The 22,753-nt window shown below is 69.5% G+C and carries 21 protein-coding genes and 1 pseudogene; 14 read left to right on the top strand and 8 right to left on the bottom strand.

Translation table 11 applies throughout. The features are described 5' to 3' along the window. Window positions 1-121: 121 nt before the first annotated feature. Window positions 122-589 carry a GbsR/MarR family transcriptional regulator gene (locus tag ACWDKQ_RS10550; RefSeq protein ID WP_450138488.1) on the bottom strand — a complete coding sequence of 156 codons (468 nt, stop codon included), beginning with the start codon at window positions 587-589 and terminating at the stop codon, window positions 122-124. A 91-nt stretch (window positions 590-680) separates the two neighbouring features. Between ACWDKQ_RS10550 and ACWDKQ_RS10545 the strand changes: the two genes are divergently transcribed. After that, window positions 681-2,321 carry a class I SAM-dependent methyltransferase gene (locus ACWDKQ_RS10545; protein WP_450138487.1) on the top strand — a complete coding sequence of 547 codons (1,641 nt, stop codon included), beginning with the start codon at window positions 681-683 and terminating at the stop codon, window positions 2,319-2,321. Here the strand turns inward: ACWDKQ_RS10545 and ACWDKQ_RS10540 are convergent. Continuing rightward, window positions 2,309-2,515: a hypothetical protein gene (locus tag ACWDKQ_RS10540; RefSeq protein WP_450138486.1), complete on the bottom strand. Its 207-nt coding sequence runs from the start codon at window positions 2,513-2,515 to the stop codon at window positions 2,309-2,311. The two genes, ACWDKQ_RS10545 and ACWDKQ_RS10540, sit on opposite strands and share 13 nt — an antisense overlap. 328 nt (window positions 2,516-2,843) lie before the next feature. Between ACWDKQ_RS10540 and ACWDKQ_RS10535 the strand changes: the two are divergent. Both ACWDKQ_RS10535 and ACWDKQ_RS10530 read left to right on the top strand, forming a co-directional pair. After that, window positions 2,844-2,951: pseudogene (locus tag ACWDKQ_RS10535) on the top strand (TetR family transcriptional regulator); the annotation flags it as partial. Window positions 2,952-3,117: 166 nt separating this feature from the next. Further along, the gene (locus tag ACWDKQ_RS10530) at window positions 3,118-3,468 is read left to right on the top strand and encodes a VOC family protein (RefSeq protein ID WP_450138485.1); all 351 of its coding nucleotides are present in this window, start codon (window positions 3,118-3,120) and stop codon (window positions 3,466-3,468) included. Between the two features lie 425 nt (window positions 3,469-3,893). Here the strand turns inward: ACWDKQ_RS10530 and ACWDKQ_RS10525 are convergent, their stop codons facing one another. Next, the gene (locus tag ACWDKQ_RS10525) at window positions 3,894-6,377 is read right to left on the bottom strand and encodes a UvrD-helicase domain-containing protein (RefSeq protein WP_450138484.1); all 2,484 of its coding nucleotides are present in this window, start codon (window positions 6,375-6,377) and stop codon (window positions 3,894-3,896) included. Between the two features lie 600 nt (window positions 6,378-6,977). Here ACWDKQ_RS10525 and ACWDKQ_RS10520 point away from each other — a divergent pair. Then, window positions 6,978-7,448 carry a DedA family protein gene (locus tag ACWDKQ_RS10520; protein ID WP_450138483.1) on the top strand — a complete coding sequence of 157 codons (471 nt, stop codon included), beginning with the start codon at window positions 6,978-6,980 and terminating at the stop codon, window positions 7,446-7,448. Between the two features lie 317 nt (window positions 7,449-7,765). After that, entirely contained in the window at window positions 7,766-8,071 is a 306-nt protein-coding gene (locus ACWDKQ_RS10515; protein WP_450138482.1) for a chorismate mutase, read from the top strand. Between the two features lie 118 nt (window positions 8,072-8,189). Here the strand turns inward: ACWDKQ_RS10515 and ACWDKQ_RS10510 are convergent, their stop codons facing one another. Then, window positions 8,190-8,984: a 3-hydroxybutyrate dehydrogenase gene (locus tag ACWDKQ_RS10510; RefSeq protein ID WP_450138481.1), complete on the bottom strand. Its 795-nt coding sequence runs from the start codon at window positions 8,982-8,984 to the stop codon at window positions 8,190-8,192. 232 nt (window positions 8,985-9,216) lie between these two features. Between ACWDKQ_RS10510 and ACWDKQ_RS10505 the strand changes: the two genes are divergently transcribed. From ACWDKQ_RS10505 to ACWDKQ_RS10480, 6 genes are all read left to right on the top strand, one after another. Beyond that, window positions 9,217-9,531 (top strand): hypothetical protein, encoded by a 315-nt coding sequence (locus ACWDKQ_RS10505; RefSeq protein WP_450138531.1) that lies wholly within the window; start codon window positions 9,217-9,219, stop codon window positions 9,529-9,531. A 185-nt stretch (window positions 9,532-9,716) separates the two neighbouring features. Then, a complete protein-coding gene (locus ACWDKQ_RS10500) occupies window positions 9,717-10,445 on the top strand; it encodes a PIG-L deacetylase family protein (protein WP_450138480.1) in 729 nt (242 codons plus the stop codon). 34 nt (window positions 10,446-10,479) lie between these two features. After that, window positions 10,480-11,418 carry a hypothetical protein gene (locus ACWDKQ_RS10495; protein ID WP_450138479.1) on the top strand — a complete coding sequence of 313 codons (939 nt, stop codon included), beginning with the start codon at window positions 10,480-10,482 and terminating at the stop codon, window positions 11,416-11,418. 134 nt (window positions 11,419-11,552) lie between these two features. Beyond that, window positions 11,553-12,311, top strand: a complete 759-nt coding sequence (locus ACWDKQ_RS10490) for a hypothetical protein (protein ID WP_450138478.1) — start codon at window positions 11,553-11,555, stop codon at window positions 12,309-12,311. Between the two features lie 469 nt (window positions 12,312-12,780). Next, on the top strand, window positions 12,781-14,190 hold the full coding sequence (locus tag ACWDKQ_RS10485) for a serine/threonine-protein kinase (protein ID WP_450138477.1): 1,410 nt from the start codon (window positions 12,781-12,783) through the stop codon (window positions 14,188-14,190). A 201-nt stretch (window positions 14,191-14,391) separates the two neighbouring features. Continuing rightward, the gene (locus ACWDKQ_RS10480; protein ID WP_450138476.1) at window positions 14,392-15,909 is read left to right on the top strand and encodes a protein kinase domain-containing protein; all 1,518 of its coding nucleotides are present in this window, start codon (window positions 14,392-14,394) and stop codon (window positions 15,907-15,909) included. Between the two features lie 81 nt (window positions 15,910-15,990). Here ACWDKQ_RS10480 and ACWDKQ_RS10475 read toward each other — a convergent pair whose 3' ends face one another. Further along, on the bottom strand, window positions 15,991-16,887 hold the full coding sequence (locus ACWDKQ_RS10475; protein WP_450138530.1) for a LysR family transcriptional regulator: 897 nt from the start codon (window positions 16,885-16,887) through the stop codon (window positions 15,991-15,993). Between the two features lie 163 nt (window positions 16,888-17,050). On the opposite strand from ACWDKQ_RS10475, the gene ACWDKQ_RS10470 reads away from it, so the two are divergent. After that, window positions 17,051-18,115, top strand: coding sequence for a DMT family transporter (locus ACWDKQ_RS10470; protein ID WP_450138475.1), 1,065 nt, complete (start codon window positions 17,051-17,053; stop codon window positions 18,113-18,115). 127 nt (window positions 18,116-18,242) lie between these two features. Here the strand turns inward: ACWDKQ_RS10470 and ACWDKQ_RS10465 are convergent, their stop codons facing one another. Together ACWDKQ_RS10465 and ACWDKQ_RS10460 are read right to left on the bottom strand one after the other, a co-directional pair. Next, the gene (locus ACWDKQ_RS10465; protein WP_450138474.1) at window positions 18,243-18,938 is read right to left on the bottom strand and encodes a response regulator; all 696 of its coding nucleotides are present in this window, start codon (window positions 18,936-18,938) and stop codon (window positions 18,243-18,245) included. 37 nt (window positions 18,939-18,975) lie between these two features. Then, window positions 18,976-20,298: an ATP-binding protein gene (locus ACWDKQ_RS10460; RefSeq protein WP_450138529.1), complete on the bottom strand. Its 1,323-nt coding sequence runs from the start codon at window positions 20,296-20,298 to the stop codon at window positions 18,976-18,978. A 119-nt stretch (window positions 20,299-20,417) separates the two neighbouring features. Between ACWDKQ_RS10460 and ACWDKQ_RS10455 the strand changes: the two genes are divergently transcribed. Further along, window positions 20,418-21,662, top strand: coding sequence for a PspC domain-containing protein (locus ACWDKQ_RS10455; RefSeq protein WP_450138473.1), 1,245 nt, complete (start codon window positions 20,418-20,420; stop codon window positions 21,660-21,662). Then, window positions 21,655-21,858, top strand: a complete 204-nt coding sequence (locus tag ACWDKQ_RS10450; RefSeq protein ID WP_450138472.1) for a hypothetical protein — start codon at window positions 21,655-21,657, stop codon at window positions 21,856-21,858. The genes ACWDKQ_RS10455 and ACWDKQ_RS10450 overlap by 8 nt, the downstream gene beginning before the upstream one ends. Window positions 21,859-22,086: 228 nt before the next feature. Here ACWDKQ_RS10450 and ACWDKQ_RS10445 read toward each other — a convergent pair. Next, window positions 22,087-22,753, bottom strand: a 667-nt coding sequence (locus ACWDKQ_RS10445; RefSeq protein WP_450138471.1) for an E3 ubiquitin ligase family protein, incomplete at its 5' end; no start/stop codon positions are given.

Below are 22,753 nucleotides of genomic sequence, written 5' to 3'. Positions count from 1 at the left end.
CGCCAGACGACGTCTGAGAATCCGCAGCGGTGGTGGTTGCGAGAGTGGGCCAAGCGGCTGGCGCCGCTTGAAAGACAAAACCTGAGGCCCCGGACCTCGCGGTATGGCGCCGGAGGCGCGGCTACGGCCGTCGCTGCCGGTGCCACTTCTGCATGAGCTTCGGGATCTCGGCGCGGAGGAACTCGAAGAACTGCCGTGTCTCGTCGAGGCGCAGCCCCGCCCGCGTGCTCGCGCCCACCGCGGCCACGCCTTCGGCGAGGGTGCGTTCCCAGCCGATCAGTTCCGCATCGCGCTGCATGATGCTGGCGTACCAGGCGTCGTCGAGCACCCGGTAGTGGTCTCGCCGCTCGCCGGGGTCGCGCTCCCGCACCACCAGCCTGACCTGCACCAGGTAGCGGACCGCTCCTGATATCCCGGCCGGGCTCACGTCCAGGACCTCGGCCAGCTCGCCTGCCGTCCGCCGCCCCTCGTCGGCGACCAGCAGGCTCGCGAGCACACGCGCCGCCATGCGCGGGAAGCCAGCCCCAGTCAGGTCCAGGGCAAACCGTTCGACGAACCGCGGCACCTCGTGGCCGGAGCCTCCCGTCATGTTCCGATCCTCACCAGCCGCATCCATCACCTGAAAGATTTTGACGTTTTCTTTATTTCACGAGTTTGTGAAATTACTGTAGCTTGAGCGCGTGACCGAACGAACCGAACAAATCCGGTTGACCGGCGCACAGCAGACGCTCCTCGGCCCCCTCCACGCCCGGGCCCTGGACAACCGCAGGCCCGACCCGGTGCTCGGCGACGAGACCGCGGATCGACTGCTCGACCGCATCGACTTCGACTTCCGCAGCCTGCACCTCGGCTCCGGGGACCGGATGGCGGTGGTCCTGCGGGCCAAGCAGCTCGACGACTGGGCGGCGCGCTACCTCGCGCAACACCCCGACGCGGTGGTGCTGCATCTGGCGTGCGGCCTGGATAGCCGAGCGTTTCGGCTCACCATCCCCGCTGGCACACACTGGTACGACATCGACCTGCCCGACGTGATCGAACTGCGGAACCGGCTCTACCCGCAGGCCCAGGCGAACTACCGCACGATCGCGGCATCGGTGACCGATCAGGACTGGCTCGACGAGATCCCGACGGGGCGGCCCACGCTGGTCATCGCCGAGGGACTGACGATGTACCTGACCGAAGCGGACGGCGTGGACCTGTTGCGGCGGTTGGTCGAGCGCTTCGGGGTCGGCGAGATGATGTTCGACGCGGTGCTGCCGTGGACCATCCGGGCCGCCCGCTACTCCTGGTTCCTGCAACGGACCGGTGCCGAGTTCCACTGGGGGATCGGCGATCCGCTCGCCCTCGAAATGCGCGTCCCCGGTTTCCGGCTGCGGCAGGAACTGCCGATGATGGATATGCCGGGCCTGGCGAAGATGGACGCGACCGACCGGGCGATCGCGAAGTTCATGAACGCCTTCCCGCCGCTGCGCAGGGCCATGCGGCTGCTGCGCTACAGCTTCGAGTACGAGCACCAGGAGAAGGTCGCGCTGACCGGGGCGCAGGCGACCATGCTCGCGACGCTCTACCTGCGCGCGCTGGACAACCGATCGGCCGAACCTATGCTCGGCGACCGGTACGCCGACGAGGTTGTGCAGCGCATCGACTTCGACTTCGGCAAGTTCAAGATGGGTGCGCGCAACGCGGGTTCGGTAGCGATGCGCGCCAATGCGCTGGACCGATGGGTCGAGGAGGCGCTTCGGCCCGGCATGACCGTCCTGCACCTGGGTTGCGGGCTGGACAGCCGGTTCGAACGAATAGACCCGCCGGAGGGGGTCGAGTGGTACGACATCGACCAGCCCGACGTCATCGAGCTGCGCCGGCGCCTCTTCCCGGAACGCCCGCACCACCACATCATCGGCTCATCGGTGACCGCGCCCGACCTACTCGACGGCATCTCCGGTGACAGGCCGGTGCTGGTGGTTGCCGAAGGACTCACGATGTACCTGTACGAGGTGGACGGTCTCGCGCTGCTGCACCGCATCGCCGAACACTTCCCCAGCGGGGAGCTGCTCTTCGACGCCTTCAGCAGCCTGGGGGTCCGGCTGTCCAACCGGCTCAACCCGGCGGTGGTGCACGCCGGGGCGCACCTGCACTGGGGCATCGACGATCCGCAGTCTCTGGAACTCAGCGTGCCCGGGCTGAAGCTGGTCACGGAGTGGTCGTTCACCGATGCGCCGGAGCTGGACCGCTACCCGCGGCCGGTGCGGGCCGCCATCCGCGCGTCCGGGCGCATCAACGCCGTCCGCCGCATGGGCCGGATACTCCGCTACCGCTTCTGACTCAGCAGGACGTCGCCAAGTCCAAGTACCGGTGCACGCCGGGCGGCTCGATCGGGAAGTGTCCCGGCACCCGACAGCGTGGCCAGTTCCTTTGGCCACGCAATCCGGTCGAAGTACGGCCAGCTCAACTCCACCGGTGTCCAGGCGTCCTCGGCGGGGTGCGCCATCACGACCTTGGCGTGCTCCGGTTCCACCGCCGGAGCCGATGCCAGGAAGGTGCGCAGGAGCCCAGCGGCATCGAATTCCCGCCGCCGGGTTCATCGGCGATCACTAGATCCACGAGTTCGCGGCAGCCGCTCATCCCGCGCATATTCGCAAGCCACCGCACCGGTATTGGGATCCGAGCTGCGGCAGCGGCCGGGACAAGCGCCCCAGAACAGGCGTCCGCGCGGTCCGTTCTCGGGCCGCCGCCGAGCGCGGGTCGATGCCTCGCCGCGCCAACAACGATCTCAGGAAACCGTCGAGGTGATCCTGGAGTCGGCTGCTCGGGTTTTCCAGCGCTGAGGGCTCAGCGCGACGACGAATCGCATCGCCGAACGGGCCGGGATCTCCATCGGCTCGGTGTACCAGCACTACCCGGACAAGCGCGCCATTCCGCACTCGCTCAGCGAGCACAGATCCACCGCGTAGTCCTCGCTTGCGACGATGACCCGGCGCGGTCGGAGCGCATCGAGGCGCTGATCGCGCTGTGGGACGCGCTGCCCGCACGCCTCTGCAGATGCCCGCTCGACGCGCTCGCATCTCGTGGAGCGGCCTGCCCTCCGACGTGGCACGGTTTCGTCAGGAGGTGGTGGCGATGATCAACGGGGCGCACTTGTTGTTGTTCAGCCGGGACGCCGAGCGGGATCGGGCGTTCCTACGCGACGTGCTCGGGTTCGAGTCCGTCGACACCGGGGGCGGGTGGCTGATCTTCGGACTGCCGCCCGCCGAACTCGCCACCCACCCCACCCACGGTGAGCCCACCTGCCAGCTCTACCTGATGTGCGACGACATCGCGATCACCATCGGTGAACTGCAGGAGAGCGGCGTCGAGATCACCCGCCCGGTCAGCAACGAGGGCTGGGGACTGCTCACCGCCCTCCGCCTGCCCAGCGGTGCCGAGATCGGGCTCTACGAGCCCAAGCACCCCCGGCCTGCCTGGATGTAAGCGAGTGGAAAGGCGAAGGGCGTGACGAATGGCTTGCCGGTGACTCGCACGATCTGCCGCATGCGGCAGAGTCCGTCCCGTCGATGAGGATCCGATCCACAGCGAACTCCTCGGGCTGGAGACGCGTAGGAAGCGATGCGGGGAACGCCACTGCTTCCGCTCGTGGGTCGGCGCCCCGTCCACGACACTCCCTCCGCACCGTGGATGTTCCGCTCGATGCGGTCCGCGAAGAGGTCGGTCAACGCACCGGTCGCACCGTTGCCCAGTCTGCGTTGGAACTCGTCAACGACTGCCCGGGTTTCGCTCACGACGTTTCTCGCGAGGTCGTTCTGCTGCTAACGCAGCGCCTATGCTCGCTCGGGCGCCAGTTGTTCCACGCGAACCCGAACACCGTCTGCTTAGGACAATGAACTTCCCGCCGCGGATCAGAGCTTGCTGATCGGCACGCTGCCGATCAGCATCAAGCGGACCGTGCCGGAGCTGCCGAAGTCGATCGTCGCGGTGGCCCGCGGTCCCTCGCCCTCCGTGGACAGCACCGTGCCCAGCCCGTACTTGTCGTGGGTGACCCGGTCACCGGCGGCCAGCTTGATGGAGACGGTGTCCTTCCAGCCCTTCATGCCGGTGCTGCGCATGCCGCGCGCCGCCAGCCCGGCTTGCGCCGAATCCGAGCCGGTGCGGTCGAAACCGCCACGGCTGCCCCAGGTGCTGCGCACCTGCGGGGCGGCGCGCTCCGGTTCGATCCGGCGCCAGTGCATCAGCTCGTCCGGGATCTCGGTGAGGAACCGGGAAGCCGGATTGGTCATCGGCTGCCCCCACGCGGAACGCATGAGCGCCCGCGACAGGTACAGCCGCTGCCGGGCGCGGGTGATGCCCACGTACGCCAGCCGTCGCTCCTCGGCCAGCTCGGCCGGGTCGCCGAGCGCCCGCGAGTGCGGGAACACCCCGTCCTCCCAGCCGGTGCAGAACACCACCGGGAACTCCAGGCCCTTCGCGGTGTGCAGGGTCATCAGGGTTACGACCCCGTCGCCGGATTCGGGCAGCGAGTCCGCGTCCGCCACCAACGAGACGCGCTCCAGGAACGCCGACAGCGAGTCGTCGGCGGGCAGCCCCAGCGCCGCCTCCTCCGCGTCCTCCGCCGCTGGCACCGCGGCCGCGACCACGGCCTCGGCTGACGGGTCGACCTCGGCCGCGGGCTCGCCGACCGGAGTTCCCGCTTGGATCTCGGCAAACTCCCGCGCGACCGTCACGAGCTCGGTCAGGTTCTCCACCCGCGTGGCGTCCTGGGGGTCGTCGCTGGCCTCCAGTTCGGCGCGGTAGCCGGTGCGCTCCAGCACCTGCTCCAGGATCTCGGCGACATCGGACTCCGCCGCGACCGCATGGAGATCGTCCAGCAGCGCCACGAAACCCGCGATGGCGTTGCGCGCCCGGGTGTTGAGCAGCGAGACCTGCCCAGCCGCCGCCTTCCGCAGCGCAGCGGCGAACGGGATCCGCTCCTGCTCGGCGTGCACGGCGACCACGGCCTCCGCCCGGTCCCCGATGCCGCGCTTCGGCACGTTGAGGATGCGACGCAGGCTCACCGTGTCGTCCGGGTTGTCCAGCACCCGCAGGTAGGCCAGCGCGTCCCGCACCTCGCGACGCTCGTAGAAGCGCACCCCGCCGACGACCCGGTACGGCAGGCCGAGCCGGATGAACACCTCCTCGAACACCCGGGACTGGTTGTTCGTCCGGTAGAACACCGCGATGTCGTTGAACGTCGCGCCGCCCTCGTCCACGAGTCGGTCGATCTCGCCGGCGACGAACGCCGCCTCGTCGTGCTCGTTGTCCGAGACGTAGCCGACGATCTGCTCGCCGTCCCCGGCGTCGCTCCACAACCGCTTGTCGCGCCGGTTCGGGTTGCGCCGGATCACCGCGTTCGCCGCGGACAGGATCGTCTGCGTGGAGCGGTAGTTCTGCTCCAGCAGGATCGTCCTGGCCTGCGGGTAGTCGCGCTCGAACTCCTCGATGTTGCGGATCGTCGCGCCCCGGAAGGCGTAGATCGACTGGTCCGCGTCACCGACCACGCACAACTCGGCAGGTTCGATGCCAATGTCGGTCGCCCCGGTGCCGACCAGCTCGCGCACCAGCACGTACTGCGCGTGGTTGGTGTCCTGGTACTCGTCTACGAGCACGTGCCGGAAGCGCCGCCGGTAGTACTCCGCGACCGCGGGGTGCTCCTGCAGCAGTTCGACCGTGCGCATGATCAGGTCGTCGAAGTCCATCGCGTTGGAGTCGACGAGGCGGCGCTGGTAGGCGGCGTAGACCTGGGCGACCTTGCGCTCCATGTCGCTGCCCGCCTGCTCGGCGGCAACCTCCGGGGACAGCAGTTCGTTCTTCAGGTTCGAGATGTGCACCGCGAGCATTCGCGCCGGGTAGCGCTTGGAGTCCAGGTCCTGCTCCCGCGCGATCATGGTGATCAGCCGCCGGGAATCGTCCGAGTCGTAGATCGAGAAGTTGGACGACAGGCCCAGCGCCTTAGCCTCGCGGCGCAACACCCGGACGCACATCGAGTGGAACGTCGACACCCACATCACGTTGGCCCGCCGACCCACCAACTCGACGACGCGTTCCTTCATCTCGGCCGCGGCCTTGTTGGTGAAGGTGATCGCCATGATCTGGCCCGGGTGCGCGCCCCCCGCCAGCAGGTACGCGATCCGGTTGGTCAGCACCCGCGTCTTGCCCGATCCGGCACCCGCCACCACCAGCAGCGGCGAGCCGGTGTGCACCACGGCGTCGCGCTGCTGCGGGTTCAGACCAGCGAGCAGGGCGTCCGGATCCGGACCGGACCGCGAGGCGCGCCCGGATTCGTCCGATTGCAGCGATCCGTGGTGCGGTAGATCGCTCTGCCACTGGAGGTCGAGTGGGGTGCTCATCGTTGCTCCACGTTACCGGCGAGCCCAGACAAATCCCGAATCCCGGTGGCCGGGGCTCCAGATCGCACCGCCGCACGAGCCGATCCGCGCGGCTACAAACCGCTGCACCGGCCGCAGCTGCCTGGGCGGACGATGCGTCGAGCATGGCAGGGGCGGCTGTTGCCCTTGTGGTGAAGGGGAAAGCAGCTCCGCCGTGCCCCACGCAGTCCCCGCAGTCCCCGCAGTCCCCGGATCAGCCCCAGTGAGCCCTGCCGACCTGCCCGGACCGCCCTGGGTCCCGAAAGATCAGGGGCAGCCAGGGGGATACCCGGATCCGCCGCGCGCGGCAGGCCTGGACCGTGAATTCCGGCCGCCGTACCCGCCACGAAACGGCAATGAGCCGCCCATGGAGTGGATCAACCAGATCGATGCCGCGATCCGGGACTTCATCGCGTGGGCCGCGACGCTGAACCCGTGGCTGTGCGTGCTGCTGGCCCTGGTCCTGCTGTCATTGGAAACCTCCATCTTCATTGGCTTGTTGGTCCTGGGCGAAGCGACGCTGCTGCTCACATCGCCGTCCTCGGTATCAGGTGGGCACCGGCACTGTTCGCCGCGGCGGTGGTGGGCAACGTCATCGGGCACGGTGGGGGCTACTGGCTGGGCCGCCTGGTCGGCCCCGGGCTACGCATTACGTGGGCCGGGCGCAAGATCGGCGCACACCGCTGGCAGGCCGCCGAGGCGGTCGTGCGGGACACTGGAGGGCGCGCGCTGATCACGACCCGCTTCGTCGCCGTGGTGCACGCCGTGGTCCCGGCCGCGGTGGGCATCTTGCGGTTGCCGTTCCGCTGCTTCCTGGGGCTCTCGGCGATCGGCGCCGTGTTGTGGGCAGGGGTGCAGGCCGCCGTCGCGGTGGCGCTCGGCGAGGCCGTCCGGGCGGTCGGCTACGGCTGGACGGTGCTGGGCGTTGACATGTACGGGCGGCGTGGCGGCGGGCGGCGTCGTGATCCGCAGCGCGCGTCGGCAGTCCGCTCGACGAGCTGCCGAGCTATTCGACGTCGAGCCCGGTCGGGGTGCCGTTCGGTGTGCCGGTGAGCAGGAGGTTCGGTAGTCATGGCTCCAAGATCCACGCTGGCACCGGCGCAATCCAGCGAAATAACTCGAACTGGTGATCGAATGGATTTGTGGTCCACCCCTTGGGATGAGTTGCCCACCTCATGGCAAACGCGATGCCGACTATGGCAGACTGAGCGCGTGCGAACGCAGACCTACGATTTTTTCTACGGGTCCGGGAGTCCGGTGCCCGTAGCTGCGTGAGCTCAAAACCACTACGACGCCCCGGGGTCCTTGGACTCGGGGCGTTCGCGCGTTCCGGGGCCGGGGCAGGGGCCGAAGCCGGAGGACAACGCCCGATGAACGCCGCTGTGGACGGTGACCAGCCGCAGTCCGAGCCCGCCTCGGCTAAGCAGGCCGCCGCGGAGGCCATCAGCAACTTCCGCGAGGAGATCGACTACCTGGACGCCGAGATTCTGCGCCTGGTCAAGCGCCGCGCCGAGGTCTCCCGACAGGTCGGCCAGGCCCGGATGGCGGCCGGCGGACCCCGCATCGTCTACAACCGCGAGATGGACGTGCTCGCGCGCTACCGTGAGCTCGGGCCGGAAGGCCGCGAACTCGCGATGATCCTGCTGCGCCTGGGCCGCGGCCGACTCGGCCGCTAACGAACCCCACGACGCAGCAGCAGGCGTCGGTCGTTGCGCACCTCCAACGAGCCCACGACCGAAGGCCCACCTGCCCGCTGCGGCACCGGCGGATCCCACCGGTGCCGCAGCGGGGAACTCAGTGCGCAGTCCAGCCGCCGTCGATCGGGAACGAGGCGCCGGTGATCGACACCGTGCCCGGTCCGCACAACCACACCGCGAGCTCGGCGACCTCGACCGGTTCCACCAGGCGCTTGATCGGCGTGCGGGCCAGCAGCACGTCCTCGACGACCTGGTCCTCCGGCACCCGCAGCACCTCCGCCTGCTCGGCGACTTGGCGCTCCACCAACGGGGTCCGCGCGAAACCCGGGCAGACGCAGTTGGACGTCACCCCATGGGGCGCACCCTCCAGCGCGGTCGTCTTGGACAGCCCTTCGATCGCATGCTTCGCGGTCACGTAGGCGCTCTTGAACGGCGAGGCGCGCAGACCGTGCACGGATGAGATGTTGATGACCCTCCCCCAGCCCCGGTCGTACATGCCCGGCAGCGCGGCACGCACGATGCGAAACGGCGCCTCCACCATCACCCGCAGCATCGCGCTGAAGGTGTCCGTCGGGAACCGGTGGATCGGCGCAATGTGCTGGAAACCCGCGTTGTTGACCACGATGTCCGCCCGGGCGCCCAGCTCCGCGGCGGCGTCGAGGTCCGCGAGGTCGACGACCCTGGCCTCGGCGCCGATCTCGGCCGCGACCGCCGCTACCCCTTCCGCCCGGTCCACCGCGATCACCTCGGCCCCGGCCTCGGCCAATCGGCGGGCGACTGCCGCGCCGATCCCGCTCGCCGCGCCCGTGACCATTGCTCGTTTGTCCCCCAGGTCCAGGCCGCTGGATCGCGCAGAGCTCGCACCAACCGACCCGGCCAACCGATCGCTCATAGCCTGAGAACCTAAGGCGTGAGTCCGGTCTCAATCCAGGGTCAAACCACAACCTTTTCCGCGGGCCACCGCGGTGATGCTGCTGACCGGGCGTTTTCGGCGGTAGTGCGTTCGGCGGAACTTACTACGCCACCCCGGGAACCCCCGGCGTTCGGCTACCTGCAGCAGCCCGTGGGGTATATCCGGGATATCACCCATACCGGGCACGGGCGAAACGAGGCAGACTGTGGTCATGGTTCTCGGTCTAGTGGCCTTTCTCGTGACGCTGGCCGGCGTGCTCGTCGCCGCCGGGCACGCGGGCTACCTCGCGATGCTGACTTCGGCCGCGAAGAAGCGCGCAGGCGGCCAGCCCGCCGTCGACTTCGCCCGGAAGCGGTTCCCGATCGCCGGGGTCGGCCTAGGCGTGACCCTGCTGGCGCTGCTGATCAGCACCGGCGACTCGGCTGGCGCGGACATCTTCGCGATCCTGCTCGGCGGGGGCGGCGGCGTCGCCTCGGTGAAGGCGCTGCAGTCCACGCAGGGCAAGTTCCGCAAAGGGCAGTTCTGATCGACGCTCGGGTCGCGTCGCCGGTGACGGCTGACGCCGGGCGCGATCAAGCATGCTGCGCGCCTATCCGCGCGGTCAACATTGGGCCTTTCGGCGCACCGGGGCGCCGAAAGCCTTTTGATTACAATGAGTAGTTGTCCGACCCCGCACCGGAGTCGTGACGCCTGCCCCCTTAGGCTGTGACCATGACCACTTCGCCGGAAGAGTCCACAGCAGCCCGGCGTGCTTTGGTGGTCACCGCGCACCCCGACGACGTCGACTTCGGGTCCGCGGGCACCGTCGCCTCCTGGGTCGCCGACGGCGTGCAGGTCACCTATTGCGTGTGCACCACGGGCAATGCCGGGGGCTTCGACGACACGCCGCGGGAGGACATGCCGCGCATCCGGCAGGACGAGCAGCGGGCCGCCGCAGCCGCCGTCGGCGTCACCGACGTGCAGTTCCTCGGCTACCAGGACGGGCAGGTCACCGCGAACCTGCAGCTGCGGCGGGACATCACCAGGGTGATCCGCCAGGTCCGCCCGCACCGGGTCATCAGCCACTCACCGGAGATCAACTGGGTCCACCTCCCGACCTCGCACCCGGACCACCGCGCGGTCGGCGAGGCCACCCTCGCCGCGATCTACCCGGACGCGCGCAACGGCTTCGCCCACCCCGAGTTGCTGGACGAAGGGCTGCAGCCGTGGACGGTGAGCGAGCTGTGGATGTCGGAATCACCCGAAGAGCGGATCAACCGGGCGGTCGACATCACCGATTTTTTCGACGCGAAGCTCGCGGCGCTGTCCGCACACCGGTCGCAAACCGCGCATCTCGACGACCTCCAGGGCATGATCCGGCGGCACCTGGCACGGACGGCCGAGCGGCACAGCATGGCCGGTCGACTCGCCGAGGCATTCCACGTAGTCGACACGTCGTGAACTCCCCGCGAGTCGCAGAAAGTCGAGACCTCCGATGCACAGCGGCAGAACCCTCGGCTGGAGCGGCCAGCTCGACTGGCCGCCGACGCCGGAACCGCCCGCGCACGGCCGGCACCGCAAGACCGGAGCAGCGGTCTCGTGGACACCGGTGCCCCGCCAGCGCCAGACGTCGCACGCGCTCGCCGCGCGGCTGGTGACCGACCCGATGGTCGACACCATGCCGGTGGGCGGGTTGCACAAGTTCGACCTGGGCATGGTCCCGGCCTCGGTCACCCCGCCGCGGACCTGGCGGCAGGCGGCCTGGTTCGCGATCGCCTCGTCGGCCGCCGCGCTGGGCGGGCTGATGTTCATCACGACCTTGCTGGCCGACAGCACGACGACGATCGAGGGCCTGGAGCTGCCGAGCATGCCGCGCGGCGGCGACTACCCGCTGCTGCCGCCCTCTGACCCGTACTACCTGACCGGCAATCCGACCCGGCCGGAGGCTGTGCGGGCGACGGGCTCGGTGCAGGCGCTGCCGCTGATGGCCGTGCCCGAAGGCGCCCCGAGGCCGTCGAGCTCCGTCGGCGGCACGATCCCTGCTCCAGGCATGCCCGGCTGGTCGATCTCCAGCGCCACGCCGACCTCGACCAGCGGGACGCGGGCGCCCGCGGTCCCGCAGCTGCTGTTCGGCGACACCGCGGCGATCAAGCAACGCAGCCAGAAGTACTACGCCGCGATCAGCCGCGGCAACCTGCGGGACTCCTACTCGATGACCACCGGATCGTTGCGGGCCGAGGGCTACGAGGCGTTCGCCGCCCGGTACTCGGGTGCCGAGTCGGTCGAGATCGTCGACGGCTACGCGACACCGAACAGCACGGTGCACACCCTCCGGTTGACCATGGCGGACGGCACCGTGCAGACCCAACGCCGGGAGCTGCGCTACACACTGGAGGACGAACCGCTGATCACCTCCGACAAGCGAATCTCCTGATCACGGATCTGATCCACTACTCCGTTCGAGCCTTCGCAACGTTGCCTTCCGGTGAACCTGCCGGCAAGGCTTCTCGATCAGCGCATCGGCGCGGTACGGGTTCGCGGAGCCAACTCACGAGGACGGGCCAGCGAGTGCAGCATCACCCTCCGGCCGGCAGACGCCACGACCACGCCGACTCGGGTGCGGACGCGATCACCGTGGCCGAGTTGATGAAGCGGATCCCGCTGTCCCCGGAGCACGAGCGCCTCGCCGACAAACTGCTCAAGACGCCTGATCCGGCGGATGACGCGCTGCCGCTGCGCAGCCGGATCGTCCTCGGCTCGCTGGGTGCTCTGCTGCTCCTCGGGGCCGCTTCGGTAGGCGCGACGATCATCGCGGAACCGGCCGCCGCACCGGGCCCCGCTTCCTCGGCCGCCACGATCGAGGGCGCGTCAGCGCTTCGACCGGACCTGGTGCGCAACGCCGGCTGGCCCTTCGCCGACAACGGCGGCTTCGCCACAGCTGCCGGTTCGGGCGGCACCGCCTTCGCGCCGGAACCTGCGGAGCAGAGCACCGCCAATCCCACGGCGGGTAGCCTTGGATCGGCGCTCAACCTGGTCAACGAGTTCTACCGCCGCTTGCAGCACGACCCGAGCTCGGCCGTGCCGCTGGTGGACCCGGGACTGCTCGCCGGGCAGCGGGCGGAGCTGGTACGGGGGTGGGAAGCCGTCGAATCGCTCCAGCTGCGGGCGCAGACGAAGTCGGTCGGCGTGGTGCTGACCGAGGTCGAGGCCCGCTATCCGGACGGGCACCGGGTGGTGCTCCGCCAGCTGCTCACCGTCGAATCGGGCGCCCACCCGAAGATCGTCGAGGCCGAACTGCTCGGCGCCCGGCACATCTCTCCCCGGTAACGGCGCGGAAACGGCTTCTCACAACAATGCGACAACGACCCGAGCCCGCGGACACGACCACCGCTGTACCGGGATGAACCGGGCAGCAGCGACATCGTTGCTCCGCGCAACCGGCGCCCGTCCCGGCGCGGACGCCTCGGAGGACCCGATAGTCCCAACATCACCAGCGGAAACGACCGTGAGGAGCATCCGGTTAGGCCGACCGCGACGGTCGGCAGCGTAACGTCGAGTTGGGTTGCACGGATCTTTTCGACTTCGGGCCTACGCCAACACGGCGTGGGCTAGGCTGCCGTATCGCGGTTCGGATCGAGCCATTCGGCCAACCGGACCGCATCGAGAACGTGTACATGTCGGGGGGCCGGAGCCGGTCCACCTAATCCGCCGATGTTCGGTGGGGCCGTGCCCGGGACGATCCTCCCGGGTTCATGCGGTGCCCGTTGAGCATCGATAGCAGTACGGGGAGACGTCGGTGAGCGACGAAGGTCGCCTGGTCGCCGGACGCTACCGAGTGCAGCGACGCATCGGCAGTGGCGCGATGGGCGTGGTGTGGGAGTGTGTCGACGAACGCCTGCACCGCACGGTCGCGGTCAAGCAGTTGTTGCTGCAGCCCGGATTGGATCCGGGTGAGGCCGAGGAAGCGCGGCAGCGGGCAATGCGGGAAGGCCGCATCGCGGCACGCCTCCAGCACCCGAACGCCATCTCGGTGTACGACGTGGCCGAGGACGAGGGTCAGCCGGTCCTGGTCATGGAGTACCTGCCGTCTACCAGCCTTGCCGGGATGATGTCCGATCACGGGCCGCTCCCGCCGCGCGAGGTGGCGCGGATCGGTGCGCAGGTCGCCTCGGCACTGGGTGCGGCGCACGCCGCCGGTGTCGTGCACCGCGACATCAAGCCCGGCAACATCCTGCTCGGCGATAACGGCCAAGTGAAGATCACCGACTTCGGGATCTCGCGGGCGCAGGGGGACGTCCAGGTCACCAAGACCGGGATGCTCGCGGGCACGCCTGCCTACCTGTCCCCCGACGTGGCGATGGGCCAGGAGCCGACGTCCGCCTCCGACGTGTTCTCGCTCGGCGCGACGCTGTACGCGGCGATCGAGGGCCGCCCGCCGTTCGGGCTGAACGAGAACACTCTCGCGCTGCTGCACGCGGTGGCCGCCGGGAAGATCGAGCCGCCGCAGCAGGCCGGCCCGATGGTGCAGCCGCTGATGGCGATGATGGCCGCCCGTGTCGAGGACCGACCGGACATGGCCCAGGTCCGGGACATGTTGCAGGCGGTGGCCGACGGCGGTTCGGTGACCTCTGTCCCGACCATGGCGGCACCGATCCCGCCCGCACTGACCCCGGAGTCCAGCCAGCCCGATCTGGCCCCGACCAGCGTCGGCTCGAACGGCACGACCGTCGCGTCTTACTACGAGGACGAGCCGTACTCCGAGCAGGCCTACGCGGACGCCACCTCGTACATGGGTTCCGACACCCGTGGCGACGCGGCGATCTACGAGAAGCCGCGGAAGAGCAAGCGGCCCGTGGTGATCTCGGGCATCGCGTTGGTGGCCGTCGCGGTGATCGCGGTGCTGGTGACCTCTGCGCTGATGAACAGTCAGAAGCCACCGGAGAACGCCGGGAACACGACGACCTCGCAGGTGAATCCGCCTCCGCCGCCACCGCCGGAGACCACCAGCGAGGAAGAGCCGATCGCCACGAAGACCAACACACCGACCACGAAGACCAACACACCGACCACGGCACCGTCGACGACACCGACGACGACGCCGCCGTCGACTTCGAAGACGACGCCGTCCACGTCGAAGCCGACGCCCACCTCGGAACCCGACCAGACGCCTACGAGCGAGCCGAACAGCAGCGGATCCGGAGTGTAGGATCCGCTCGCGAACACGGGCTGGCCGGGGCCTTCACCACGCGGTGAGCTCCCCGGCCACGAGTGTGTTCGGGCGCGGGTGGCCCCGGTGTGCGATCGGGTGCGAGATGCCCAGTAACGTTGCACACCGTCGGGTGAAAGCTGGCCACGGGGGTCCGGTCAGTACTGTCCAAGTAGGCACAGCCAGTACCAGGAGACACCGGTGAGCGCCGAAGGTCGTTTGATCGCGGGCCGGTACCGCTTGCAGCAGCAGATCGGCAGTGGCGCCATGGGCGTGGTGTGGCAGGCCGTTGACGAGCGCCTGCACCGCACGGTCGCAGTCAAGCAGCTGCTGCTGCAGCCCGGTTACACCCCCGAAGAAACTGAAGAAGCCCGTCAGCGGGCGATGCGCGAAGGTCGCATCGCCGCCCGATTGCAGCACCAGAACGCGATCGTCGTGTTCGACGTCGCGGAGGACGAGGGCCAGCCGGTCCTGGTCATGGAATACCTGCTGTCGCGAAGCCTCGCGTCGGTCATCGACGAGCAGGGCGTGCTGCCGCCGTTGCAGGTGGCGCGGATCGGCGTGCAGGTGGCCGGGGCGCTGGCCGCGGCGCACATGGCAGGCATCGTGCACCGCGACCTCAAGCCCGGCAACATCCTGCTGGGCGACAACGACATCGCCAAGATCACCGACTTCGGCATCTCCCGGGCCATCGGCGATGTCGCGGTCACCAAGAGCGGCATCCTCGCTGGCACCCCGGCCTACCTGGCGCCGGAGGTGGCGCTGGGGCGGGATCCGGCGCCTGCCTCCGACGTTTTCTCGCTGGGCTCGACGCTGTATGCGGCGATCGAGGGCGGGCCTCCGTTCGGGGTGGACGAAAACGCGATCAGCCTGCTGCACCGGGTGGCGCGCGGGCAGATCGAGCCGCCGCAGCAGGCCGGGCCGATGACCCCGGCGCTGATGCAGCTGCTGCGCCCGGACCCGGTCGACCGGCCGACCATGGCGCAGGCCCGCGAGCTGCTGCAGGCCGTGCTCGACGGGCGGCCGATCCCGAACGCTTCGCCCAGCGGCGGCTGGCAGCGGCCGCAGGCCGCAGCGCCGCGCACGCCGCCCGCGGGCAACCGGATGGGTCCGCCGCCGTCGGCCAATCCGCCCACCATGGTCGGTGGGGCGGTGCCCGCGCAGCAAAAGGCACCGCGGCGCAACTACCGCCAGATCGCGTTGTGGGTGGTCGCGATCGTGGCCGCGGTGCTGGTCGGGGTGCTCGCCGCGAACGCCTTCGGCGACGGGGCACCGAAGGGGCAGCCCGCTCCGTCCGCCCCGCCGCAGACGCCCCCCGAGACCAGCGCCTCGCCGGCCACTGCGACCACGGAGACGGCGACTTCTGCGGCCGTGACCACGAGCAGCTCCCCGACGTCGACCAGCGCGATGCAGCAGCCGTCCACGGACGAGATCGTGGATGTGGTGCGCAAGTACTACTCGCTGGTGCCGGACAAGCTGGACCAGGCCTGGAATCTGCTGGGGCCGAGCCTGCAGTCGCAGGGCAAGGACCGCTACGAGGGGTTCTGGAAGACGATCGAGGATGTGAAGATCATCGGCGAGCCGGTGCAGTCCGGGGCCAACGTGATCGTGACGCTGCAGTTCACCAAGGGCCACAACAAGATCACCGAGTCGCACATGCTCGGCATGGTCGCCACGCCCGACGGGAAGGCGCTGATCAACACCGACCGCCGCAACTGACCGCTCCGCCAGAGACTGTTTTCAAACTCGTTTTGCGCAGCGGTGCGGGTGGCGCCACTAGCGCGAGCCGGGAACAGGTTTTCAGGCTTGGGCTATCTCCAAGAGGGTGTCGAGCATGGATTGGGTGGCCGGGCGGTCGGCCACCGTTTCCCGCACTGCGACGCACAGGCGGCGGGCCGGCTCCGGGTTGCGCACCGGTCTCACCACCACTCCGGGGTGCACGACGTCAAGGCCCAGGCGCGGGACCAGCGCGACGCCCAGTCCCGCGGCCACGAAGCCCTGCGCTGAGTAGCTGTCATCGGTCTCCAGCACCACCTTGGGCGTGAACCCGGCGCTGGCGTAGGCGTCCCTGAGCAGCGTCGAGCAGATGTCATCGCTGGTCACGGCGCTGTTGATCCAGGATTCGCAGGCCAGCTGGACCAGGTCGACGCAGTCCTGGGCGGCCATCGGGTGCGATTTCGGCAGCACCAGCCGGTACGGGTCGTCGCCGAGGTGCACGAGCCGCACCCCGCGTCGTTCGGGCATCGCGCGCCCCACCACGATGATCGCCAGGTCTGCCTCGCCGCCGGCCACCTCGTCTAGCAGCCCGACGTCCTGCATCCGCAGGTCGAGTTGGACCTCGGGGTGCTCGGCCCGGAACTTGGCGACCGCGGGCGGGATCAGCCCGACGCTGGCGGTGTGGAAGAACCGCACCCGCAGCAGGCCGGTGCGCCCGGCGCGGATGTCGGCCAGTTCCGCCTCGGCGCTGCTGAGTAGCTCGGCGATCCGCCCGGCGCGCTCGGCCAGCAGGGTGCCCGCCGGGGTCGGCCGGAGCCCGCGCCCGACCTTCTCCAGCAGCGGTGTGCCCGCCTCCTTCTCCAGCGTGGACAGCTGCTGGCTGATCGCGGACGGGGTGTACCCGAGGTTCGTCGCGGCCGCGCTGACCGAGCCGCTGGTGACGACGGCGCGCAGCACCTGCATCCGGCGTACGTCCAACACGACTCCAGGATACAGCAATCCTAAACCATCAGTTGAGTTTATTTCACTTGTTCTTATGCGTTGGTTGGCGCAACGTGGTAGGCGGAAATCGGTTCGGCGGGCGCCGAACCTATCTTCACTGCGACACCGCGACCACGCGATGCCCCGCGAGACCGGAGAGGACATGAACAACCCGACCAACTACGTCCGATTGGGCGTGCTGGCGCTGCTGTGGGGCTCCAGCTTCCTGCTGATCAAGCTTGCGCTGGGGGCGCTCTCCCCGACCCAGATCGCGCTGACCCGCATCGTGCTCGGCGCTGCGGTCCTCCTCGCGCTGTGCGCGCTGCGCGGCATGCGGCCGAGCCGCGACCGCAAGCTGTGGCGGCACGTCGCGGTCGCCGCGCTGTTCGGCAGCGCGCTGCCATGGGTGCTGTTCGGCCTCGGCGAGCAAACCGTCGACTCCGGCCTGACCGGTGTGCTGAACGCGACGACGCCACTGTGGACAGTGCTGTTCGGGCTGTTCGCCGGTCGCGAGGCGATGCCGCCGACCCGGCTCGGCGGACTGCTGCTGGGATTCCTCGGGGTACTGTTGATCTTCGCTCCGTGGCAGGGCGGCGGCCTGCTCAGCCGGGGCGTGGCCGCATGCCTGGGCGCGGCGGTGAGTTACGGGATCGGCTACGTCTACATCGGACGGAACCTCACCGGGAACCACGGCCTGGCACCGCTGGTGCTGGCCACCATGCAGATGGTCGCCGCCACCGGATATGCGCTGCTGGCGCTCCCGCTCGGCGGCCTGCAGCCGGTGCGCTGGGAACCCCTCGCGCTGCTCGCGGTCGCGGTCCTGGGTGTCTTCGGCACCGGACTCGCGTTCGCGATCAACTACCGGATCATCGGCGACGAAGGCGCGACGACGGCGTCCACGGTGGCCTATCTGATGCCGATCGTGTCGGTGCTGCTCGGTTGGTTGCTGCTCGGCGAAGAACTGGGCCTGCGGGTCCTGCTGGGCATGGCGATCGTGCTGCTGGGCGTAGCCCTGACCCGCCGCTTCCCCACCCCGAAACCTGTTGCCGCCCCCGCTCCCGAGGAGGACAAGATGTCGAACCAGCTCCGCACCGACGCCGCCCGCACCACCCGCACCGACGAGCTCCCGCCGATCGAGCCGCCCGGCGCCTGGACCAGGTTCCGCCTCGCGCTGATGCGCGGCTCCCAGCTCTACGCCGACCTGGCCACCAACGACCCGCTGAGATGACCTGCTCCGGGGGTTCCTCCAGAACCGGGAAATCTCCGGAGGGCAGGGGTTCCACGACCCGCGGCCGTGCCAGTTGAGTTCCACACCGCAAGCAGCTATCGCTGCTTATAAAGAGGACGGACCCGAGTCACACCAGGCGGCGGTCGGAGGCCCAGCGGGACAGCTCGTAGCGGTTCGACAGCTGGGTCTTGCGCAGCACGCTGGACACGTGCGTCTCCACCGTCTTCACCGAGATGAACAGCTCGGACGCGATCTCCTTGTACGCGTATCCGCGCGCCAGCAGCCGAAGCACCTCGCGCTCCCGCGGCGTCAGCAAGTCGAGCTCCGGGTCCCCGACCGGGGCCGAGTTCGGGCCCTCCGAGAAGGCGTCCAGCACGAAGCCCGCCAGCCGCGGCGAGAACACCGCATCACCCGCTCGCACGCGCTCGACCGCGTCCGCGAGCTCCCGCCCGGAGATCGTCTTGGTGACGTAACCGCGCGCCCCGCCGCGGATCACCGCGATGACGTCCTCAGCCGCGTCCGACACCGACAGCGCCAGGAACACCACCTCGGTGTTGTTGCTGCGCACCTGCCGGAGCACCTCGGCTCCGCCGCCGTCGGGCATGTGCACGTCGAGCAGCACCACCTCGGGGCGGTAGTGGTCGATCCCGGTGACGGCCTCGGCCACCGATCCCGCCTCGCCGACCACCTCGACCCGGTCGGCGGCCGCGCCGAGCTCGGCGCGCACCCCGGCACGGAACAACGCGTGGTCGTCGACCAGGAACACCCGGACCGGCCGGGCTTCGCTGACCTCGGGTGTCGCTTCACCGGTCACGATCAACATCCTCCATCGCTGGGTTCGTCCCGCAGGGTACGCGAGTTCACGCCACGGCCCTGGGCATTTCCATCTGCACCTCGGTGCCCGAGCCGGGCGAGGTGCGCACCTTGACCCGGCCGCCGTGCCGCTGCATGCGGCCGTGGATCGAGTCGGCGAGGCCGTGCCGGTCGTCGGGCACGCGGTCCGGGTCGAACCCCGCGCCGCGGTCCCGCACGTATACCGAGACCTGCTCGGACTCCACCTCCGCGTAGACGCTGATCTCGGCGACACCCGCGTGCTTGGCGGCGTTGACGACCGCTTCTCGGGCCGCGGCGAGCTGCGCGGTCAGCCTCTCGTCGAGGTCGCAGTCGCCGACGACGACCTGCTGGACCTTGATCGCGAAGACGTCCTCGACCTCGCCGCAGATCCGGCCCAGCTTGGCGGCGAACCGGGCAGCGGGTGCGTCGTCGATCGCCGCCTCCCGCTCGGAACCGTAGCCGTCGGGGCGGTACAGCCAGTTCCGCAGCTCGCGTTCCTGGCCCCGCGCCAGGCGGCGCACCTCGCGCTCGGAGTCGGCCTGCTTCTGGATCAGCGCGAGGGTCTGCAGCACGGAGTCGTGCAGGTGTGCGGCGATCTCGGCGCGCTCCTGGGAACGGATGCGGCTGGCCCGCTCGACGTTGAGGTCGCGCACCAGCCGCACCCACCACGGCACGGTCAGCACCGCGACGCCGATCAGCGTGGCGAGTACCGAAAGCAACCCGAAGCGGACGTCGTCGATGGAGGAGGTGCCGACCAGGAAGATCACGAGGCCCAGAACCACCAGCGCCGCGCCGGCCGAGATGCGCACCAGCGCCGCCCGCCCGCCGCCGCCGAGAAGCGCGCCGGCCACCCCGGACCGGGCGCCCTGCCGCCACCGGCGGCGCTGCGACTCGTCGGCTTCCCGCCAGACCACCGCGGCCCCGACCAGCACCACCACCAGCGGGGCGACGACCCACGTCGGCGCCGCGATGAACGACACTGCCGCCACCATCGCCCCGATGCAGAGCAGGATCATCCCGACGCCCTGCTGGCGCTCCTTTACCGAGATGGGCTGTTCCACGCCGGTGCTCTGCGGCACGAACACCCAGAGCAGCGCGTACGCGAGGATTCCCGCCCCGCCGCACACGGCTAGCGCCGCGAAGGCACCTCGCACCCACAGAACCGGGAGGTTCAGGTGCTCTGCGACACCGCTGGCGACCCCTGCCACCAGCCGTCCGGTGCGCCGACGCCGCAACTGCCCGGAGGACGTGGACTGCGTCGACAACGGCACTGTCGGCCGCTCCGCCAGCGGCGTTGCATCGGCCGCTGCCGCCTGATGAGTCCGTTTCCGATTAAACCGGGCCTTCACGACAACGATCGTCACACGCCCGCACGCGCGCGGGCATCGGGGACGGCCCCTGACTTTCCGGGCAGGCTCAGGGGCGTCCCTGATGCTTCCGGGGGCACCGCTCTCGGATAGTGGTAGCCATGAGCAGCACGAGGCTACCTGGCACCGCCGGTTTCGAGGACACCTTGCGGAGCTTCTGGGCCACCCGCCCGCTGCGGCCTCGCACGGGCGGCAAGCTGGGTGGCGTGTCCGCCGCGATCGGCACGCGGTACGGCATCGATCCGATCCTGGTTCGCGTCGCTTTCGTGCTGGCCACGATCTACGGCGGCGCCGGAGTGGTGCTCTACCTGCTGGGCTGGTTGGTGTTCCCGAAGGAAGGCGATCCGCTGCCGGGTTCGACCGAGCCGACCCGGAAGCCGACGTCCACCGGATTGGCCGTGGTCCTCGTGCTGCTGCTAATCCCCGGCGTGTTCTTGCTGACGAGCTCGCCGGCGATCATCGGCGTGGCCCTCGGTCTCGGCGCGCTCTACCTGCTGCAGCGCAACTACGGCGACCGCGGCGTCACGCCGACGGCGACAGCACCGGCCGCAGCAGCTCCCGTCGCCGGTCCGCAGCCGGCGGTTCCGGTGGCCGAGAACACCTGGGTCTACCCCGGCGTCGCATCGACCACGACGAACGCAACGCAAGCCGAACAGCCGCAGCAGCCGCCAGCCTGGGACCCGCTGGAGGCCGCACCGTTCGCCTGGGATCTGCCCGAGCCGAGCGAACCCGAAGGACCCCAACCTCAGCGGCGCAAACGGCGCTGGATCACCATCGCGACCCTGGCGCTGGCGGCGTTCGCATCCGTTCTGGCCGCGGCGATCGGCGCGCCGCCGGAGTCGGCGCTGGCCATCGCGCTCGCCGTGCTGGGGCTCGGCATGATCGGCGGCGCTTTTCTGCGGGGCGGTCGCGGGCTGATCGGGGCCGCGATCCCGGTCGGCGCGTTGGCCATGGCGATGGCGGTGCTGCCGATGGGCGACTTCACCGGGAACATGGGCAGCGACGAGGTCCGGCCCACCTCGATCGAGAACGTGCTCCCGCACTACCAGCGGTCGGCCGGCTCCGTCCTGTTCGACCTGCGGGACCTGCGGATCACCGACGGCCAGGAGCTGCGCACCGGAGCCAACGTCGGGTTGGGCGACATCACCGTCCGGCTGCCGCCGAACGTGAACGTGACGGCGCGGTGCGCGGCGGAACTGGGCGACGTGCGGTGCTTCAACGACACTGCGGACGGCCAGGGCGCGGACATCTCGGTCACCGACCAGGGCGAAGACGGCCCTGGCGGTGGGCACATCGTGCTCGACCTCGTGGTGGGCACTGGAAGCGTGGAGGTCACTCGTGGCTGACAACGAGATCAACCGTCGTCCCGACCGGGACGGTCCCGACGTGGTGACGCTTGTCGTCGGCCTGCTCTCGGTCGCTGTCGCGGGCGGCCTGCTGTTCGGCTTCGGCGGTCACATCCAATGGCTGCTGGCGGTCGCCGCCGTCGTGATCGGCGTCGTCATGCTGATCGCCTCGTTCCGCACCCGCCGCGACACCTGAGGTCGTCCCGCCCTAGATCCTTCGATTTCAATGAGGGTTTTCCAGCCGCTTCGTTTGCGTTGCGGCGCGGATGGCTGAACCTCAGCGGTCGTGCTGGTTGCGAGGGCGAGCTAGGGCGGCTACGCCGCTTACGGCAGCCCCGTACTTGAGGTTTCGATTGGAAATCGAAGGTCCGATTTCCATTGAAATTGCGGAGCAGGACCTTGGGATGGGTCTGGGCACGGCTTTTCAGAGCACGATGCCGAGGACGACGCAGACGATCCCGGCCAGCGCGGCCGCCGGAATCCCGAACGCCAGCAACCGGTGTTGGGTCCGGAGGCTGTCGCGCACCTCCTGCTCGCTGCGGGTGGAGATGATGAAGAAGCCCTTCTGCTCGGGCTTGCCGATCACCAGCGGGCCGATCTTGTCCTGCACCTCGCCGAGGATGTACAACCGCCGACCGGGCCGGATCACCCACTCCTTGTACTCGTAGCCGACCGTTGCGCTGTTGTCGAAGATGTTCGGCAGCTGGAAACCGAACGCGGTCGGCCCCTGCGGGTTGTGCGGTTCGAACCGGTCGACGACCTCCTCCGGCCGATCCGGTTTGGTGCCGTTGGGATCGACGCCGATCAGCACGCCGTGGTCATCGCGCAACGCGTAGCCTTCCCACGACGTGTGCTCGGCGACGGTTTCACTGCCCCGGTCGACGTGCCGACGACCGTCCCGGTAACGCACCCGCTCGTAACGCCGCTTGACGATGTAGCGAAACCAAACGCATTCGGTCTTGCTGAGCTCGGAGATGAGCACGCCTTCCGGGCGCGGGTGGGCCGCGCCGACGACCTCGCACTCCTTGCGGAATCCGCCCCGCGCGCCGACATCGTCGGAAGCCTTGCGCAGCAGCTCCAACTCGTTGACC

This window comes from Saccharopolyspora sp. NPDC000995 (assembly GCF_053599315.1).
Note: the sequence above shows the minus strand (reverse complement) of the source record. Positions and strands in the feature narration are given on the sequence as shown.